This window comes from Kitasatospora sp. NPDC058190, assembly GCF_042883685.1.
GTDB lineage: Bacteria > Actinomycetota > Actinomycetes > Streptomycetales > Streptomycetaceae > Kitasatospora.
Window position 1 is genome coordinate 66,853 of the sequence record NZ_JBHVVI010000024.1, and the last position, 14,550, is coordinate 81,402.

Annotated in this window: 12 protein-coding genes and 1 tRNA gene; 8 read left to right on the forward strand and 5 right to left on the reverse strand. The window is 72.8% G+C overall.

The features are described from left to right. Window positions 1-239 precede the first annotated feature (239 nt). Window positions 240-818 (forward strand): TerD family protein, encoded by a 579-nt coding sequence (locus ACFVWU_RS14290; RefSeq protein ID WP_387619646.1) that lies wholly within the window; start codon window positions 240-242, stop codon window positions 816-818. A gap of 149 nt (window positions 819-967) precedes the next feature. Continuing rightward, window positions 968-2,059 carry a DUF475 domain-containing protein gene (locus ACFVWU_RS14295; protein WP_387619649.1) on the forward strand — a complete coding sequence of 364 codons (1,092 nt, stop codon included), beginning with the start codon at window positions 968-970 and terminating at the stop codon, window positions 2,057-2,059. Window positions 2,060-2,138: 79 nt separating this feature from the next. Here ACFVWU_RS14295 and ACFVWU_RS14300 read toward each other — a convergent pair whose 3' ends face one another. After that, entirely contained in the window at window positions 2,139-3,338 is a 1,200-nt protein-coding gene (locus ACFVWU_RS14300; RefSeq protein WP_387619652.1) for a DUF2637 domain-containing protein, read from the reverse strand. A gap of 390 nt (window positions 3,339-3,728) precedes the next feature. On the opposite strand from ACFVWU_RS14300, the gene ACFVWU_RS14305 reads away from it, so the two are divergent. Beyond that, window positions 3,729-4,475 carry a Tellurium resistance gene (locus ACFVWU_RS14305; protein WP_387619655.1) on the forward strand — a complete coding sequence of 249 codons (747 nt, stop codon included), beginning with the start codon at window positions 3,729-3,731 and terminating at the stop codon, window positions 4,473-4,475. 91 nt (window positions 4,476-4,566) lie between these two features. Here the strand turns inward: ACFVWU_RS14305 and ACFVWU_RS14310 are convergent, their stop codons facing one another. Continuing rightward, window positions 4,567-5,808 (reverse strand): TerD family protein, encoded by a 1,242-nt coding sequence (locus tag ACFVWU_RS14310; RefSeq protein ID WP_387619658.1) that lies wholly within the window; start codon window positions 5,806-5,808, stop codon window positions 4,567-4,569. 352 nt (window positions 5,809-6,160) lie between these two features. On the opposite strand from ACFVWU_RS14310, the gene ACFVWU_RS14315 reads away from it, so the two are divergent. From ACFVWU_RS14315 to ACFVWU_RS14325, 3 genes are all read left to right on the forward strand, one after another. Beyond that, window positions 6,161-7,354, forward strand: coding sequence for an HpcH/HpaI aldolase/citrate lyase family protein (locus ACFVWU_RS14315; RefSeq protein WP_387619661.1), 1,194 nt, complete (start codon window positions 6,161-6,163; stop codon window positions 7,352-7,354). Window positions 7,355-7,449: 95 nt separating this feature from the next. Then, window positions 7,450-9,957: a phosphoribosyltransferase gene (locus ACFVWU_RS14320; RefSeq protein ID WP_387619664.1), complete on the forward strand. Its 2,508-nt coding sequence runs from the start codon at window positions 7,450-7,452 to the stop codon at window positions 9,955-9,957. Beyond that, a complete protein-coding gene (locus tag ACFVWU_RS14325) occupies window positions 9,957-10,793 on the forward strand; it encodes an HAD family hydrolase (protein WP_387619667.1) in 837 nt (278 codons plus the stop codon). The genes ACFVWU_RS14320 and ACFVWU_RS14325 overlap by 1 nt, the downstream gene beginning before the upstream one ends. On the opposite strand, the gene ACFVWU_RS14330 is transcribed toward ACFVWU_RS14325, so the two are convergent. Then, window positions 10,790-10,999 (reverse strand): zinc ribbon domain-containing protein, encoded by a 210-nt coding sequence (locus ACFVWU_RS14330; protein WP_387619670.1) that lies wholly within the window; start codon window positions 10,997-10,999, stop codon window positions 10,790-10,792. The two genes, ACFVWU_RS14325 and ACFVWU_RS14330, sit on opposite strands and share 4 nt — an antisense overlap. 77 nt (window positions 11,000-11,076) lie before the next feature. Beyond that, window positions 11,077-12,378: a hypothetical protein gene (locus ACFVWU_RS14335; RefSeq protein WP_387619673.1), complete on the reverse strand. Its 1,302-nt coding sequence runs from the start codon at window positions 12,376-12,378 to the stop codon at window positions 11,077-11,079. Window positions 12,379-12,654: 276 nt separating this feature from the next. Between ACFVWU_RS14335 and ACFVWU_RS14340 the strand changes: the two genes are divergently transcribed. Continuing rightward, window positions 12,655-12,726, forward strand: a tRNA-Val gene (locus ACFVWU_RS14340). Window positions 12,727-13,306: 580 nt separating this feature from the next. Here the strand turns inward: ACFVWU_RS14340 and ACFVWU_RS14345 are convergent. Further along, on the reverse strand, window positions 13,307-13,699 hold the full coding sequence (locus ACFVWU_RS14345) for a hypothetical protein (RefSeq protein ID WP_387619676.1): 393 nt from the start codon (window positions 13,697-13,699) through the stop codon (window positions 13,307-13,309). A 497-nt stretch (window positions 13,700-14,196) separates the two neighbouring features. Between ACFVWU_RS14345 and ACFVWU_RS14350 the strand changes: the two genes are divergently transcribed. Beyond that, window positions 14,197-14,460 carry an HAD-IA family hydrolase gene (locus ACFVWU_RS14350; RefSeq protein WP_387619679.1) on the forward strand — a complete coding sequence of 88 codons (264 nt, stop codon included), beginning with the start codon at window positions 14,197-14,199 and terminating at the stop codon, window positions 14,458-14,460. The last annotated feature ends 90 nt before the right edge of the window (window positions 14,461-14,550 follow it).

A 14,550-nucleotide genomic window follows, 5' to 3' on the forward strand; every position in this document is an offset into this window, starting at 1 on the left:
CCCGCCCCCGTCTTGGGGCCGCACCTGCGTCTGCCCCGGGGGCGCCCGCGCCGGCCCCCGCCACCGCGGGGGCCCCCCCGTCCTCTGTCGGGCGTGGTCCCGCCCCGGCTTCGTCCGGGCCCGGTGCGCTGCGAGGATGTGAGTTCAGGAAGTTCAGCCGGCCAAAGCGGGCCGGCCGGGGCCGCGGGGGACTACACCTGTAAGGCGCGCCCCGGGAGAAGCAAGGGAGGAAGAACACCATGGTGGTCACGCTCGCCAAGGGCGGGAACGTCTCGCTCACCAAGGCTGCACCGAACCTGACGCAGGTCCAGATCGGCCTCGGCTGGTCCGCCCGTTCGACCACGGGCGCGCCGTTCGACCTCGACGCGAGCGCCCTGATCTGCGGTGGCGGGCGAGTGCTCGGTGACGAGTACTTCGTCTTCTACAACAACCTCAAGAGCCCCGAGGGCTCGGTGGAGCACCAGGGCGACAACCTCGTGGGCGGCGACGACACGGGTGACGACGAGCTGATCCTGGTCAACCTGGAGCTGGTTCCGGCACAGGCGGACAAGGTGGTCTTCGCGGTCTCGATCTACGAGGCCGAGGCCCGGCTGCAGAACTTCGGCCAGGTCCGCAACGCCTACATCCGGGTCGTCAACTCCCTCGACGGCCAGGAGATCGCGCGTTACGACCTGTCCGAGGACGCGTCCAGCGAGACCGCGATGATCTTCGGCGAGCTGTACCGGTACGCGGGTGAGTGGAAGTTCCGCGCGGTGGGCCAGGGCTACGCCTCCGGCCTGCGCGGAATCGCGCTCGACTTCGGCGTCAACGTACAGTGAGGGAATAAATCGGACTTATCGCACCCGACCAACGATCATGAGAACAGAGGGCAGTGCGGGGGTGACCTGACCGGGCCCCGGCCCGGTCAGGCGTCTCGGGACGAGGCCGACCCCGGCACGGCCAGAATCCCGAAAGGTAGCCAACTCCCGTGTTCCTCCGCACATTCGGCTGGTCGTTCGCGATCACCGCCATCGGCCTGATCGCGGCCGGACTGCTCTGGGGAGCCCAAGGCTTCGGCATCGTGCTGATCCTCTCCATCCTGGAGATCTCCCTCTCCTTCGACAACGCGGTGGTCAACGCCACGGTGTTGAAGCGGATGAACCCGTACTGGCAGAAGATCTTCCTGACGGTCGGTGTGCTGATCGCCGTCTTCGGCATGCGGCTGGTCTTCCCGCTGCTGGTCGTCGGCCTGACCGCGAAGCTCAACCCGGCGACGGTGATCGACCTTGCGCTGCACTCCGACAAGACCCACGACGGCCTCACCTACGGCCAGTACCTGGAGGCGGCCAACCCGGCCATCGCGGCCTTCGGTGGCGTCTTCCTGCTGATGATCTTCCTCGACTTCGTGTTCGAGGAGAAGGAGCACAACTGGCTGAGCTGGCTGGAGCGTCCGCTGGAGAAGGTCGGCAAGCTGGACGCCCTGTCCAGCGTCGTCGCCCTGGTCGCGCTGGTGCTGGCCTCCCGCTTCTTCGCCGCGGAGCACGCTGAAACCGTTCTGCTGGCCGGTGTGCTCGGCCTGATCACCTACCTGGCGGTCGGCGGCCTCTCCTCGATCTTCGAATCGGGGCTGGAGGAGGAGGCCGAGCGCGAGGAGGAGGCCGAGAAGGCCGGCAAGTCGATCGTCCAGGTGGCCGGCAAGGCCGCGTTCTTCCTGTTCCTCTACCTGGAGGTGCTGGACGCGTCGTTCTCCTTCGACGGCGTGGTCGGCGCGTTCGCCATCTCCAGCGACATCTTCCAGATCACCCTGGGCCTCGGCATCGGCGCGATGTACATCCGCTCGCTGACCGTCTTCCTGGTCCGCAAGGGCACCCTGGACGACTACGTCTACCTGGAGCACGGTGCCCACTACGCGATCGGCGCGCTGGCGGTGATCCTGCTGGTCGGGATCAAGTACCACATCCCGGAGATCGTCACCGGCCTGATCGGCGTCGCCTTCATCGGGCTGGCGCTCGGGTCGTCCATCCTGCGCAACCGGCGTGAGGGTGCGGCGGAGGAGAAGGAACTGGTCGGCAGCAAGTAGCCCGCCGGGCAAGCACGACGGCCGCCTCCGGGTTCCGGGGGCGGCCGTTCGCGTTGTTGTTCCCGTGGTGCGGGGTCCGTCAGCCCAGCTGCTGCTCGATCGCGCGCAGCTTGCGCTCCAGCGAGTCCAGCTTCGGCATCGACAGCGTGTCGTCGTCGGCCGTCAGGTCGACGGTCGAGCTGCGACGGGTCGAGGCGGAGTCGCCGGTCGACGAGGAGTACGCCGACGAGGAGTAGTCCGACGAGGAGTAGTCCGACGAGGAGTACGTCGAGGACGAGTAGGACGAGGAGGAGTAGGAGGAGCCCACGGCCCGGGGGCGGCGGCCGGCGTCCAGGGCGGCCGGTTCGAGCGAGTCGCCGGTGAACCGGTCGGTGGAGGTCTTCGGGGCGGAGGTGGCGCTGTCGTCCCTGGCGGCTAGGGCAGGCTCCGTAGCGCTCGGGCCGTCTCCGGCCGCCGTGAGCGCGGGCACCTGACGCCCGCCGCGGGCCCGGGCGAGCATGCCGCCCTGGCGGGAGAGGGCCTTCAGCTCGGCGCGCTCGCGGCGGTCGGCGGTGCGGGCGCGGACCTTGGCGTCCAGCTTCGCCTGGCGCTCCTCGCGCACCTCCTCGACCGCCTCGTCCAGGCTGCGGACGTTCTCCAGCAGCATCAGCGACCAGGCGGCGTAGGTCTCGCGCGGGGCGCGCAGCCAGCGGACGATGCGGATCTGCGGCAGCGGGCGCGGGACGAGGCCCTGCTCGCGCAGCGCGGCCTTGCGGGTCTGCTTGAGGGCGCGGTCGAACAGGATCGCCGCCGAGATCGACATGCCGGAGAAGAACTGCGGGGCGCCGGCGTGGCCCAGGCCGCGCGGGGCGTGCACCCAGTTGAACCAGGCCGAGGCGATCGCGAACACCCAGACCAGCAGGCGGGAGCCGAGTGCGGCGTCACCGTGGCTGGCCTCGCGCACGGCGAGCACCGAGCAGAACATCGCGGCGCCGTCCAGGCCGAACGGGACGAGGTACTCCCAGCCGCCGGACAGGCCGAGGTTCTCGATGCCGAAGCCGACCAGGCCGTGGAAGGACAGCGCGGCCGCGACACCGGCACAGACGAACAGCAGGGTGTAGGAGGCGATGCCGTAGATCATCTCCTTGCGGCGGCGGCGCTCCTCGCTGCGCTCCCAGGAGTCGGCCGCCTCGTCCTTCTTCGTGCTCTTGAAGCGCAGCGTCGCCAGCAGGACGGCGACGAACAGCAGGGCTACGCCGCCGACGACGGTCCAGACCAACTGTATGGAGGTCAGGTTCATTGCGGGTCGGGCCTCGGGTTTCCGCAGGGGACAGGTTCACAGGGCGACACAGGTGGTCAGGTCCCGCCGTGCGGGCTCTGCCTGACGCTTGGTTCGTCTCCGCACGGCGTCCCCAGCCGCCCGCGCGGGGGCGGGCGGGACACCTGTGCGGCTAGACGATATCGCGTCCGAAGGGGCGGAATGTTACGGGAGGGCGGCTTCCACGGGCCAATCGACCCACCGGTTCGCGTCGAGGATGGGCGCGAACCGCCCTGCGGGGTAGGGAAATGGGAGGTTCTGGTATCCGCCGGCCGGACTGATGCCCGATCATGGACCGGCGGATGGTCGACCGGCGGATCGTCGACCGGTGGATCGTCAGATCGCCGGACGGAGGAAGGGGGAGAGGACGGGATGGTCTCGATCTGGGAGTACCTGCGCGGGGACAAGAACTACACCTTCGACAACCCGGGCGCGCTGCACAAGGTCACACTCACCAAGTCGGCGCCGCAGCACGCGATCACCGGCTCGGCCGCCACCACCGGCTACCTCTACGTCAACCTGCACTGGACCATGCGCTCGGGCGCCGTCCGGCCGAGCACCCGGGAGACCGTCAAGCGCTTCTTCAGCCCGCGGATCCTCAGCCCGCTGGAGCCGGACTCGCCGGGGAGCAACGAGCAGCTGAACGTCGACCTCGACCTGGCCTGCATGTACGAACTCTCGGACGGCAGCCGGGGCGTGGTGCAGCCGCTCGGCGGGTTCTTCGGCGACCTGCGGGAGCCGCCGTACATCAAGCTCAGCGGCGACGACCAGTACGGGGCGCCGTCCGGCGAGACGATGTACGTCAACCTGGAGAAGAAGGACAAGTTCAAGCGGCTGCTGATCTTCGTCTACATCTATGACGGGACCCCGGCCTTCGAGCAGACCCACGCGGTGATAACGATCGTGCCGCAGACCGGGCCGCGGATCGAGATCAAGCTGGACGAGCGGGCCCGGGCGGCGCGCTCCTGCGCGGTGGTGCTGATCGAGAACGCGGGGGACAACCAGCTGACGGTGCGCCGCGAGGTGCGGTACGTCAACGGGTTCCAGGCGGACATCGACCGGCTGTACGGGTTCGGGATGCAGTGGCAGCGGGGGTACAAGAACCAGCCGGGGGACTGAGCCTCGCGGCGGGGCCGTTCTCGGCGGCCCCGCCGTCGGGGGGTCTGCTGGCCGGCGGGGCCTGGACTGCGGGCCCCGCGGCGAGTGCCGGCTAGCGGGGCTGGAACTGCGGGCCCTGCGGCGGGAGGGCGAACTCCTCGCCGGCGGGGGCCTGCGCCGGGGCCTGCGGCGGGACGGGCGGCTGCTGGCCGGTGCCGGGCTGGTGCGGCGGGTAGCCGGTGCCCGGGTGCGGCGGGACGGGCTGGTGCGGCGGGTTGGGCTGGGGGTAGCCGTAGCCGGTGCCCGGCTGTGGGGCCGGCGGCGCGGGCGGGTACGGCTGGTTGGGCTGCGGGTAGCCGTAGCCGGTCGCGGGCTGCTGCTGCGGGTAGCCGTACCCGGTGCCGGGCTGCGGCTGGGGGTAGCCGTAGCCGGTGCCCGGCTGGGTCGGCGGCGCGGGCGGGGCCGGCGGGACGTTCGGGGGCGCGGTGGGCGGGGCCGCCGGCGGGGGAGTCATGGTCGGCGGGGCCGTGGGCGGCGGCGGGGTCGGCGGTGCGGCGGGCGGCGGGGTCGCCGCACCGCTCGCGGCCGGTGCCGGGGCGTGCTGCGGCTGGGCCGCCGGGTGCTGCGGCTGTGCCGGGGGCTGGGACGTCGGGACGGCCGGGGACAGGGTGAAGGTGCCCGGCTCGGGCCGCGCCGCCGGGCGTTGCTCCGGCAGCGGGGTGGCGCGCGGGTCGACCGCGCTGGTGGGGCCGGCGGTGGACGCGGGCGCCGGGGACGGCGTCGGCCCGGACGCGGGGGCCTGCGCCTCGTCGTCCACGGTGATGCCGAAGTCGGTGGCCAGGCCGATCAGCCCGGAGGTGTAGCCCTGGCCGATCGCCCGGAACTTCCAGGTCCCGCTGCGCCGGTAGAGCTCGCCCGCGACCAGTGCGGAGACGTTCTCGGCGTCGACGATCGCGAACTCGGCGATCGGGGTCGCGCCTTCACCGGTCGTGGCGTCGAACAGCAGCAGCCGCAGCCCCGGGACGGCCCGGAACGGCCCGCCCTCGGAGGAGCCGGCCAGCACCACCCGGTCCACGTCGGCGGGCAGCTTGGCCAGCTCGACCTCGACCGTGTCGATGATCTCGGCGCCGCCGGAGGTGTGCTGCTTGGGCAGGTGGCGCACGAGTCCGGAGGGGTGGCGCGGCTGGTTGTAGAAGACGAAGTCGGCGTCCGAACGGACCCTGCCGTTGGCGCCGAGCAGCAGCGCGGACGCGTCCACGTCCGGCGCACCGGGCGTGGCGCTCCAGCGCAGCACGGCGCGGACCGCCGCCGCCGGCAGTGCGATGTTGGCGCCCTTGGCCATCACGTGCGTCATAGCGGACCATCCTGCCTGTTCGCCACCGCTTCGGACAACGTGACCGGGACCGCGGCGGCTGGGGTGGACTTTGCCAAGACTTGCGCCGGGTCGAGGTTTGCCGCCCTCTTCGCCGTCTGCGCGTCAGGACCGTCGAGCGGTCGTCCCGTGAGAGTCCGTGCGGATCCGGACGCCTCGGGATGTTCCGGGAGTTCAGTGCCCAGGAACCGGGAACGGCCGGAAACCGTCCGTACGATGGGCGTTCGAAAGGCCCCCGGGGGCCCGGCGGAGGGGAGTCCGCCGGTGGTGCCTCCAGGTGAAACGTCCAGGTAGAACCGCTGGCCGGAGGCCGTCCACCCCCGAGGAGAGCACCTTGCGCCATTTCGGCCACCTCGCCGACGACGTCCGCGCCCGACTGTTCCTGGAGCAGCCGCGGACGTTCACCGGGCAGAGCGAGCCCGCGGTGCTCGCCACCGCCCTCGGCGGCACCCTCTACAGTCCCGCCACCAGGCCCGCACTGGCCGCTGACATCCGCAAACAGGCGGCTCGGGGCGTGGTTTCGATGGTGCTGTGCCTGGAGGACGCGATCGCCGACCACGAGGTGGACGCGGGGGAGCGGAACCTGGTCGAGCAGTTGGCTGACCTGGTTCAGGATTTCACCGACAGCACACAGGATCACCCGCTCCTCTTCATCAGGGTTCGCGCGGCCTCCCAGATCGCCGACCTGGCCGAGCGGCTCGGCCCGGCCGTCTCGCTGCTCAGCGGCTTCGTGCTGCCCAAGTTCACCCCCGCGGGCGGCGGCGCCTACCTGGCCGCGCTCGCCGCCGCCGAGGCCGCGACCGGGCGGCGGCTGTTCGCCATGCCCGTCCTGGAGTCGCCCGAACTCGCCCATCTGGAGACCAGGCGGGAACAGCTCCACGGCATCGCCGAGCTGCTCGCCGGGCACCGCGAGCGGGTGCTCGCCGTCCGGCTCGGCGTCACCGACCTGTGCTCCGCGTACGGGCTGCGCCGCTCGCCCGACCTCACCGCGTACGACGTGGCGCTGGTCGCCTCGGTGATCGGGGACGTGGTCAACGTGCTCGGCCGGGCGGACGGCACCGGGTACACCGTGACCGGGCCGGTCTGGGAGTACTTCCCGGTGCAGGAGCGGATGTTCAAGCCGCAGCTGCGCCGCACCCCGTTCACCGCCTCCGGCGGGACGGCCCTGGCCTCCGGGGAGGAGGTCCGTCGCCGGATCATCGAGCACGACCTGGACGGGCTGATCCGCGAGGTCGAACTCGACCGGGCCAACGGCCTGCTGGGCAAGACCTGCATCCACCCCAGCCACGTTCCCGCGGTGCACGCGCTCTCCGTGGTCACGCACGAGGAGTACTGCGACGCCCGCGACATCCTTCGCCAGGAACAGGGCGGCGGCGGGGTACTGCGCTCGGCGTACACCAACAAGATGAACGAGGCCCGGCCGCACCGCGCCTGGGCGGAGCGGGTGCTGCTGCGGGCGGAGGTGTTCGGCGTGGCCCGGGAGGACGTGAGCTTCGCGGAGCTGCTGTCCGCCTGTCTGTGCGGCTGACCGACTGTCCGCGCGTTTGGCCGACTGTCCGTGCGGCTGACCGACTGTCCGTGCGGCTGACCGCCTGCCTGTGCGACTGACCGCTACCTGAGTACATGATCCGACAAGCACCATCGAAGGCGGGACCAGCAGTGACCACAGCAGAACAGACGTGGACCGGGCGCTGGGTCGCCGACCGGGCCGGGATAGTGCTGAGCGGATCGGAGCGCCTGCCCGAACTCGTCGGTCTGGCCCTGCGGTCCGGCAACCCCCGGCGCGCCCACCTGCTGGTCTCCAGCGTGCTCGGCAAGCACGTCCCCCAGCGGCCCGCCGTGGTGCACGGCGCCGGGCTCGAACTCGGCCGTCGGGTAGCGGACCTGCTCGGCGCCGAGGCGGCCGCGCGGGCCGTCGTGCTCGGCTACGCGGAGACCGCCACCGGCCTCGGCCACAGCGTCGCCGACGGCCTCGACGCCCCGTACCTGCACTCCACCCGCCGGCCCGTCCCCGGGGTCGTCCCGCTCGGCGGCTTCGAGGAGGAGCACTCGCACGCCACCGCCCACCTGCTGCTCCCCAGCGACCCCGGACTTCTCGCCGGGGACGGCCCGTTGGTGCTGGTGGACGACGAGATCTCGACCGGCCGGACGGTCCTCAACACCATCCGCGAACTGCACGCCCGCCACCCGCGCGGCCACTACGTCGTCGTCGCCCTGGTCGACCTGCGCTCGGCCGACGACCGGGCCCGGCTCGCCGGGGCCGCCGCCGGACTCGGCGTCCGGCTGGACGTGGTGGCCACCGCGAGCGGCGGCGTCGACCTGCCCGGGGACATCGTCGAGCGGGCCGAGAAGCTGATCGCTTCGGTGCCCCCGGCCGTCGTGCCCGCGGCGGTCGCCCCCGCCCCGCTGGTCCGGGTCCGACTGGACTGGCCCGCCGGGCTCCCGGACGGCGGCCGGCACGGCTTCACCGCCCGCGACCGCGAGCGGCTCGACGCCGTACTGCCCTCGCTGGCCGGGCAGTTGGCGCAGGCCGTGCCCGCCACGGCGGAGCGGGTGCTGGTGCTCGGCTTCGAGGAGCTGATGTACGCCCCGCTGCGGCTGGCCGAGACGCTCGCCCAGCGGCTCGGCGGTGACCGCGTCCGCTACTCCACCACCACCCGCTCGCCCGTCCTCGCCGTCGACGACCCCGGCTACGCCATCCGCACCCGGCTGGCCTTCCCCGCCCACGACGACCCGCGGGACGAGGCCTCGCGCGAACGCTACGTCTACAACGTCGCCCCCGGCACGGACCGGGCCCGCCGCTTCGACGCCGTGGTGCTGGTGGTGGACGACGTCGCCGACACCCCGGCCCTGCACCAGGGCGAGCGCGCGCTGCTGCGCCAACTGCGGCAGGTCACCGACCGGGTGGTGCTCGCGGTGCTGCCCTCGCACCGGCCGGCGCTCCCCACCCCGCTGTACGGGCCGGAGTTCTCCTCGTACCGCCCCGAGGAGGTGGCCTGGCTGCTCAAGGACCTCTCCGGCGTCCCGCTCGAAGCCCCCACCGAGGAGCGCGAGGAGGCCGTCCAGAACGGCGGCGCCCACTATGCCGAGTCGCTGCCGGTCGAGTACCGGCCCAGCCCCGAGTACCAGGAGCTGTTCCACCAGGCGCTGCGCGGCTCCGCCGACCGGATCGCGCTCGCCGTCGGCACCGTCGCCGAGACGCTGCTGCGCGAGCGCGGGCCCGGACTGGTGCTCGCCTCGCTGGCCCGGGCCGGGACGCCGGTCGGCATCCTGATCCGCCGCTGGCTGGCCTTCGCCCACGGCCTCGACGTCCCGCACTACGCGGTGTCGATCGTCCGCGGCCGGGGCATCGACCCGGTCGCCCTGCGCTACCTCGCCGCCCACCACCGGGCGGCGGACGTGGTCTTCGTGGACGGCTGGACCGGCAAGGGCGCGATCACCCGCGAACTCGCCGACGCGCTGGCCGGCACCGGCTTCGACCCCGACCTCGCGGTGCTCGCCGACCCGGGCCGCTGCGTCCGGACGTACGGCACCCGGGACGACTTCCTGATCCCGTCCGCCTGCCTCAACTCCACGGTGTCCGGGCTGGTTTCGCGCACCGTGCTGCGGGCCGGGCTGATCGGGCCGGAGGACTTCCACGGGGCCAAGCACTACGCCGAGCTGGCCGGAGGCGATGTCTCGGCCGCCTTCCTGGACACCGTGGCCGGATGCTTCGCCTCGGTTTCCGCCGCCGCCGTCGGGGAGGCCGAGCGGCTGGCCGCAGACCCGGACCGTACGCCCGACTGGGCCGGCTGGGCCGCCGTGGAACGGATCAGCGCCGAGTACGGGATCGACGACGTCAACCTGGTGAAGCCCGGCGTCGGCGAGACCACCCGGGTGCTGCTGCGCCGGGTGCCCTGGCGGGTGCTGGCCCGGCGCGGCGCCGGTGCCGACCTCGACCACGTGCGGCTGCTCGCGGCCCAACGCGGCGTCGTGGTCGAGGAGGTGGACGGACTGCCGTACACCTGTGTCGGCCTGATCCACCCCCGCTACAGTCGGGGCGCGACCGGGGCGAGCGGTCGGGCTGTGACGGGTCGGGCTGTGACGGGTCAGGCTGTGACGGGTCGGGCTGTGACGGGGAAGGAGTCCTGATGGGCGGTGCGGCTACAGCTGATGTGCTGGTCGCCAGCGACCTGGACCGTACGCTCATCTACTCCGAGCGGGCCCTGGCCCTGGACGTCCCCGACCGGCTGGCGCCACGGCTGCTCTGCGTCGAGGTGCTGGACGGGCGGCCGCTGTCCTTCCTGACCGAGCGGGCGGCTTCCCTGTTGGTCGAGCTGGGGCGCGAGGCCGCGTTCGTCCCCGCGACGACGAGGACCGTCGAGCAGTACCGGCGGGTCAACCTGCCCGGCCCGACGCCGACTTACGCGATCTGCGCGAACGGCGGACAACTGCTGGTGGACGGCGAGCCGGACCAGGACTGGCGCCGCGAGATCACCGCCCGGATCGCGGTCGGCTCGGCGCCGCTGGAGGAGGTGGTCCGGCGGCTCGCGCTGTGCGCCGACCCGGAGTGGACGCGCAAACGGCGCGTCGCCGACGAGTCGTTCGCCTACCTGGTGATCGAGCGCGACCGGCTCCCGGACGGCTGGCTGGCCGAGCTGGCCGGCTGGTGCGCCGAACGCGGCTGGCGGGTCTCGCTGCAGGGACGGAAGGTGTACGCCGTGCCGGAGCCGCTCGGCAAGAGCGCCGCGCTCGCCGAGGTCGTCCGGCGCGGCGGGGCGGGCACCGTGCTCGCGGCCGGGGACTCGCTGCTGGACGCCGACCTGCTGCTCGCCGCCGACGCCGCCTGGCGGCCCGGGCACGGCGAACTGGCCGACAGCGGCTGGACGGCCCCCGGCGTCACCGCCCTGTCGGAGGTGGGGGTGGCGGCGGGGGAGGAGATCGTCCGCCGGTTCCTGGCCGCCACCGTCCGGCCGCTCACGGACTAACCGCAGCAGCCGCCGCCGCAGCAGCCGCCCCCGGAGGCCGGTTGCGGGGCGGCGCCGGCGGCGCCGGTCACGGCGACGGTGGACAGCAGCTTCACCGTGTCCTGGTGGCCCTCAGGGCAGACGGCGGGGTCGTTGGCCTGCGCCATCGGGCGGCTGAGCTCGAAGGTGGCGCCGCAGGAGCGGCAGCGGAAGTCGTAGCATGGCATAACGGCAGGGTACCGATGGGCGGTGTGGTCGGTGGACCGGTGAGTGGTCGATGGGCTGGTTATCGGTGCTGTCGGTGCTATCGATGGCCGAGATCGCCGCGGATCATGCCGATCACCTGCGCCGCCGTCTCCCGGACCGCCGCCAGCTCGGTCAGGAAGTGCCAGTAGTCCGGGTGCCGGCCGGCCGCCTGGAGGGTCGCCACCGCCCGGTCCAGCCGGGCCACCGCCTGGTCCAGCGGGGCCGCGTGCCGCGGGTCCGGCGCGCTGCGGCCCGCCATCGCCAGGCGCTGCGCGTCCCGGACGGCGAAACGGGCCCGCTCGATCTCCCGGTTGGGGTCGTGCTGCACCTCGTTCAACTGGCGCAGCCGCTCGTTCACGGCGAGCACCGAGCCGTCCGCGGTCTCCAGTAGCGCGCGGACCGTCCCGATCGCGGCCGTGGCGTCCGCCCACCGCTGTTCGTCCCGGGCCCGGGCGGCCTCGGCGAGCTTGCGCTCGGCGGCGCGGCCGGTCTCCGCGACCTGCTCGGGCACCCGCTGGAGGTCCTGCCAGCAGGCCGTGCTGAACCGGCGGCGCAACTCGCTCAGCGCGGGCTCCACCGTCGCGGCCTTGGTCTCCAGCGCCTGGATCCGGGTCCGCAGGCTCGACACCCGCCGGTCGAGCTCCCGGGCCCGCTCCGGCAGCTGCGCGGCATCCGCGGTGATCGCCTCGGCGCGCCGGCGCACCTCGTCGGCCCGGCCCAGCGTGGCGGCCACGCCGTGCCGGGCCGGGCCCTCGTTCAGCCGTCCCAGCTCCGGGGCCAACTCGGCCAGCCGGGCCGCCGGCTCGTCCGCCCGCAGGCCGGCGCCGCGCACCTCGTCCAGCGTGGTGGTGGCCTGCAGCAGCGCGCGCTTGGCCTGCTCGACGGCCGGGGCGACCCGCATCAGCTGCTGCTCGGCATGCTGGAGGGTCGGCTGCAGGCGGCGCAGGAAGTCGTTCAGCTCGGCGCGGGCCGAGCCCAGCTGGCCCTTCACGTCCTCCAACAGGCGCCGGGCCTGGGCGGCGGAACCGGCGTCCAGCGCCTCGCTGTCGAGGTCGTGGGCGTCCAGGGCGGCCAGGTAGTTCACGGTGACCTGCTCGACCCGGCCGGAGATCGCCGGCAGCTCGGCCAGCGCGCGCTGCGCCGTCGCGTCGTCCTCGGCGGCGCGCACGGTCTCCACCGCGAGCTTCACCTCGCGCTGGGTCTCGTCCAGCTCGTAGAACGCCTCCTGCGCCGCGGCCCGGGCCTCCTTGGCCTCCGCCCGCACACCCTCCCCGCCGCCACGCCGGCCCCACCAGCCGCCACTCCCGGCCGACGCCAGCACGACCGCCCCCAACGCCCCGGCCAGCACTACCGGCAGCACCAGCGCATCCCCGACGGCCCCCGCCACCCGACGCCGCCCCCGCCGCCCGCTCCCGCCGGCCACCGCCACTGCGCGCTCCCTGCTCCGACTACCCGCTGATCGCGCCCATTCTCCCCGATGCCACCCTCACGAGGGCACCCCGGTCCCGTGCCCACCTCCGCTCCCCGGGCCCGCCGGTACACCTGCCCCGCCACCCCACCGACCGCCCGCGCCACCACCACCTCCCGGGACCAGGTAACCTAGGCACTCGTCGTGCGCCCGTCGGGCCACGAACGGGGGCGCGTAGCTCAGTGGTAGAGCGCTGCTCTTACAAAGCAGATGTCGGCGGTTCGAAACCGTCCGCGCCCACCCCGTGAACAGCTGAAACGCAGGCTGCGGCCCAGGTCGGGAGCATGATCCCGACCTGGGCCGCAGTCGTTCCCGCAGTCTCGGACGGCCTCACCGCAGCTTCGCCGCGCGGGCGTGTCTCCGGAATTCCCCCTAAGAGATCAAGGGAAGGCTGCAGGCCAGGGGTGCGTGAACGTCAAAGCGCCCCGGCCCTCGCCGTTCGGCGACGCCGGCGGCCCTCGCCGATCTGCCGGAGGACCCACGCCCGGCGCCGTGGGCGAGCCGGGTGAACCGCATGGCTCACAGGGCGGTCCCGTGCGGCGTTCCGATGGTGATGCCGCACGGCTACGGGACACCGCGGTGCTCGCACTGGCTGTCGTCGCTGCGGTAGCCGGTCGACTCGGTGGGCATGCCGCGGGTCGGGGGCGGGACGAGGGTCGTTGATCCGGCCCCGGGGCCATTTTGTGAATAACAATTGAGGCGCATTTGCCCGTCCTGCTGAGCCGCCGTCTGCGGGGCGACGCCGGGGACTTGACGGCGGGCCCCGACACGGCGCCGCCCCGCCCGGCGAGCGGGCGGGGCGGATGCGGTCAGCGGGCCGTCAGCACGCCCGCAGGCCGTTGTGGAAGTACCAGTTGCCATCGGCGTACGCGCCGTAGACGTAGGCCGTTCCGAAGAAGTTGCCGTTCGTGCCGCCTATTTGGTACCAGACGTTGCCCTGGCTGTTGATGTCCTCGCCCCTGGTCCAGCACTCGATGTAGATCTCATCGGACGACCACGAGTACGAGTACACGTCGCCGGCGACCTTGGCCGTCCAGGAGTACGGCTGCGCGTAGACGCCCACACCGTGACCGCTCGCGTGGTAGCGGAGTGCGTACCAGCCATCGGCGGACGCGCTGCCCGCCGAGACGCCCACCGCACCGGCGGCCACCGCCACGACGGCCGCCGCGGTCGCGCCGCGGCGGCCGATCCTCTTGAGAATGCCCTTGACCATGTCGACTCCCGTAATCGGTCGATGTGTTGAGGTGCCGTCCGGTCGATCTCGGCGGCGAGACACAGCTGACTCGACCACCAGGGGTGTTCGGTACCGTCTGACGGAAACTGACAACACCTGACATCGCCCGGCAGGCGGTCCGAACGCGCCTTCCTCCCACCGGATTCGACGAATCGCTGGTCACCGCCGTCACGCGTCGCCGCGTTCCGTGTGCGCGAGGAGCGTGCAACGGCGTCGAGGAATCTGACATCTGACAACGGGGAGGCCGCGATGGCCGCCCGCGACCGCGTCGAGGTGCCCGACGGCGTCGGCCTGAGCGACCTGTCGAACGCCTACCGCGCGCAGGCCCTCCTCGATGTCGTGGTGAGCGGCCCGTCGTTCGATCGATGACGCCCTGAGGGTGCCCACGTCTGGTCGCCGTTGGCGAAGGGGCCGTCCTGCCCGAGGTCGAGGCCCCCGCTCGTCGGGGGTGGCGATCACGGTGGTAGGGAGGTGGGATGACTACCAGGGCGTTTGATGCGGTGTTGTGCGATGTGGACGGTGTGATCCGGTTCTTCGACGGGGCCGGGGTGGCCGCATTGGAGCGGGCGGCGGTGCCGGGGGAGGGGAGTACGGCGGCGGTCGGGTTCGCGCCGGAGCGGTGTCTGTTCGTGGACGACCGGCAGGAGAACGTGGACGCGGCGGTGGCGTTGGGGATGACCGGGGTGCTGTACCGGGGATCGGAGGACCTGCGGCGGGCGCTGGCGCCGGTGTTGAACTAGCCCCGTCCTTCGCACATGACTGGTTCGGATGAACTGGTGATGCGACCGGTACCCCGGTGGGGTGCCGGTCGTTGAGCCCGGCATGCCGAT

Excerpts from the sequence above, each read along its gene's own strand:
- ACFVWU_RS14350 (WP_387619679.1), top strand. The coding sequence starts at position 14,197 with ATGACTACCAGGGCGTTTGATGCGGTGTTGTGCGATGTGGACGGTGTG.
- ACFVWU_RS14320 (WP_387619664.1), top strand. The coding sequence starts at position 7,450 with ATGATCCGACAAGCACCATCGAAGGCGGGACCAGCAGTGACCACAGCA.
- ACFVWU_RS14310 (WP_387619658.1), bottom strand. The coding sequence starts at position 5,808 with ATGACGCACGTGATGGCCAAGGGCGCCAACATCGCACTGCCGGCGGCG.
- ACFVWU_RS14300 (WP_387619652.1), bottom strand. The coding sequence starts at position 3,338 with ATGAACCTGACCTCCATACAGTTGGTCTGGACCGTCGTCGGCGGCGTA.
- ACFVWU_RS14325 (WP_387619667.1), top strand. The coding sequence starts at position 9,957 with ATGGGCGGTGCGGCTACAGCTGATGTGCTGGTCGCCAGCGACCTGGAC.
- ACFVWU_RS14290 (WP_387619646.1), top strand. The coding sequence starts at position 240 with ATGGTGGTCACGCTCGCCAAGGGCGGGAACGTCTCGCTCACCAAGGCT.
- ACFVWU_RS14305 (WP_387619655.1), top strand. The coding sequence starts at position 3,729 with ATGGTCTCGATCTGGGAGTACCTGCGCGGGGACAAGAACTACACCTTC.
- ACFVWU_RS14330 (WP_387619670.1), bottom strand. The coding sequence starts at position 10,999 with ATGCCATGCTACGACTTCCGCTGCCGCTCCTGCGGCGCCACCTTCGAG.
- ACFVWU_RS14345 (WP_387619676.1), bottom strand. The coding sequence starts at position 13,699 with ATGGTCAAGGGCATTCTCAAGAGGATCGGCCGCCGCGGCGCGACCGCG.